The following is a 3,477-nucleotide window of genomic DNA, read 5'->3' on the forward strand; positions in this document are numbered from 1 at the left end:
AAATATTTTGGTTATTGCCTCTGAATCTATACCTGGTCCATTATCCTTAATATAACACAAAACATGTTCCTTATTCTCAAGCGTACAAATCTCAATACTGCCGTCAGGCTGATCTTTTAAACAATTAATTGCGTTTAATACCAAGTTCATCACAGCCTGTTTCATCTGACCCTTATTACAATAAATTTCTGCATTGCTTTTGTATTTTTTAGTCACGGTTTTCACAGATTTTAATTCACTCTTTAAAATAAACAGAACTTCATCAATTATATCATTCATTTTTATTTTAACATAATCATCCTTGCTGTTGTCTCTGGCAATATTGCTTAAGGAAGCAATCATTTTTTTGATTTTATGAATATTGGTTTCACAGTTCATTACAACTTCATCAATCTTGAACTTTGTCTCATCGAGTATATCTTTAGAACTTAGATCGCATGCTTTGACAATAGTGGACACATCAAAAATTTCATCTTCTATATGGCTTAATGGTATGCTGATTTCGTTGGTAAGGCCTGATAAAAGTTCACCAACTGCAGTCATTTTTTCTTTTTCAATAATATAGCTTTGAGTTTCCTTAAGCACCTGGTTCACGCGCATTAGTTCTAAATTCTGCTTTTCGAGGAGTTCCAATGCTCTCAAGAGTTTTTTGTCGTTTTCAATTTCCTTTAGGACAGATCTGACTCTAGAAGTAAATTCAATTTTATTGAAAGGCTTCTGAATATAATCTATTGCACCAAGCTCAAAACACTCTTTAAGAACTAGAAAATCATCTACAGTTGTAAGCATAATGACTTTAAAATTTCGAATCCAATTGCGTTCATTAAAAATCTTCAAGAGATCCACACCGCTTAAACCTGGCATGATAATGTCAAGCAAAATGAGATCCACTTCGTTATTTTCAAGTATTTCTATTGCATTTTCACCACTCGATGCCGTTAAAATATTTTCGCCTACATGATTTTCAAGTAACGTATCCTGTGCAATTATAATATTCATCTTACTATCATCCACAATTAGAATTTTCATTTTTAAGTTCCTTTCATCTTAAATTTGGGTCTAAATTGAAGAACCCCTTAATCATTATCCTCGTTAATTTCATCGTAATTGACAACTTGATTTCTACCTTTTTCCTTGCCCAGATACAAAGCATCATCTGCCATTTTCAAAATCTGCCTGATATCATATTTGCTATCATAAGCTTTTAATCCAATTGTTATGCTGATATATATTACATGCTGGGTGAGATCACTTCTGAATGGGTGCTGTGATACGGCTCTTCTAATACGCTCAGCTACAATAACCCCTTCTTCTTCTGTCGTGTCTTGTAGTAAGACTGTAAATTCTTCGCCTCCCCATCTACCGATAACATCATATGGCCGTGCAGATTTCTTTAACAATTGCACCAAGCCAGACAATATTTCATCTCCAACCATATGACCATAGGTATCGTTAACATTTTTAAAGTAATCAATATCACAGATCAGTACGACAAATGGCGTTTCTTTTCTTTTATAGAGGCTGACACTTTGATCTAAGATTTCATACATACCTCTTCTATTGAACGTTTGTGTGAGCAAGTCTGTTTTAGAAAGACCTTCTAATCTGCTCTCCATTTCAATTCGATCAGTTATTTCAACCCCAGTTGTCGCAATATAATCTAAATTTCCAAGATCATCACGAATGCCAAACATTGAGATGGTATAAACATGCTCATTATTGCCAACATCCATTAAAATGACGTCTTTTTTAATGTAGAAGCCACTGATGATTTCGTGAATGGCTTCATCTATGAAGGTCCTCAAATCACTCGAATGTGCCCACCACTTTGAATTCGAAAAATACTGGCCACGAACTTCTTCGATCCCTTTTCCAATTAAGTTTAGCGCTGATTGATTGGCATATATTAAATTACCCTCTATGTCAAGGATCATGGCTAGAGCAGTGGCCTGATCGAAAACATATTTAAACTTTCGTTCACTTTTTTCCAAAGACTCGTTGATGTTAATGGTCTTGAAATACAAACTAAGTATGACAATTATGCCCACCAAGGATACAATAATTGGCATGATTTTACTGAAAATAGAAACATATAAGCTCATTCTATTTACGATGACGTAGATACTTAATGGAATATTTTCAAGGGGTAAAATGAGCAAATAATAATCCCCATTTGTAAATATTTCTTGTTCAACTCTCTCTACACCCTCTAAATTTACACCAAAATTTAATTTTAAATATTCATTTGAAGTCAGATATTTTCCTTCAATCTCATTTCTGTTTGAAGCAATAACTTGGTCATATTCATTAATAAGTGCATAATTCATTAGACTATTTGACTCAAAACTTAGAACACTTGATAAATCTTTGAGCGTATAGTCAATAGATAAAGATCCCAAGAACTCATCATTTCTATAAATTGGCTTGGAAATCGTAATCATTGACCCCTTACCCAATTGGTCTTCATAAACCTTTGTGAAACGCATAGCCCTTTCAGGATCAAACTCAGGTAAGACAAGTTTATAAAATTCAAAGTCATATATTGCAGGTATATAACTATCAGCATTATATGTGGTATTGGGATAGATATTGATAAAATTATTCTTTGATAAATAATAGATCCATTCGATGCTTTTCAAATTGTTTTTTATGGTAATAAAGGTATTTTCAAATGAGAGTATATTGGCGATTTCATTTTTAGTGGTTTGATTAAGGTCAGGTTCTGAACTTATACCCGCAAGAGAAATCCGTCTATCGACCACCTCATAATTGTTACCCTTACGCTCTATTTTCTCATTAAATATATGTTGATGACCATTCATAGCTTCTTCCATTTGATCTGCTAATAAGTCGAGTTGTTGGATTGAAGAAGTCATCAATCCTTCAACATGCTGTCTAATATAGATGCTTCTTAAATTAATATCATTCATGGCATTTTCGTAGGAACTATTGAGCTGGATCAAAATCGCGATTATTAAAAGTCCCAATAAAATTATATTTATAATACATTTCCGAGTGCATTTCACCAGCAACACCTCCATATATTTATGCTCTTATTAATATATACACCATTATCCGTAATAAAATCACGATTATAATCATTTGAACTTAAAAGTTTATTTGCATCTTTCAGATATTATAAGCCATGTAAAGGCGTTTGAAGTTTCCTCATCACAACTTTAGCGCGAATTTTGTTGTATACAATTACTTAACGACTAAACCTTGTCTTGACGTTAACGTTCTCATCTAACCGCTTTTGAACATTCTTACTCAAAGCTGGATGAAAACTAATAAATACAACAAAAAAAGTCTACTGAAATCAATCAGTAGACTTTATCTTAAAATTCTGCGTTTTTAACTGTTCTAGGGAAAGGAACTACATCTCTGATATTGCCCATTCCTGTTAAGTACATAATCATTCTTTCAAATCCCAAGCCGTAACCAGCATGTCTAGTGCCACCATACTTTCTAAGCTCT

The 3,477-nt window shown here is 33.2% G+C and carries 3 protein-coding genes; all 3 read right to left on the reverse strand.

What is annotated here, in order from left to right:
* Positions 1-1,029 (reverse strand): response regulator (locus AC220I_RS20175; RefSeq protein ID WP_486725665.1); only part of this gene is annotated, 1,029 nt, incomplete at its 3' end.
* A gap of 47 nt (positions 1,030-1,076) precedes the next feature.
* Positions 1,077-2,987: a diguanylate cyclase gene (locus AC220I_RS20180; protein WP_486725666.1), complete on the reverse strand. Its 1,911-nt coding sequence runs from the start codon at positions 2,985-2,987 to the stop codon at positions 1,077-1,079.
* A 351-nt stretch (positions 2,988-3,338) separates the two neighbouring features.
* The coding region (locus AC220I_RS20185) for an amino acid--tRNA ligase-related protein (RefSeq protein ID WP_486725667.1) at positions 3,339-3,477 on the reverse strand (139 nt) is incomplete at its 5' end.

Source organism: Fusibacter sp., from assembly GCF_057447755.1.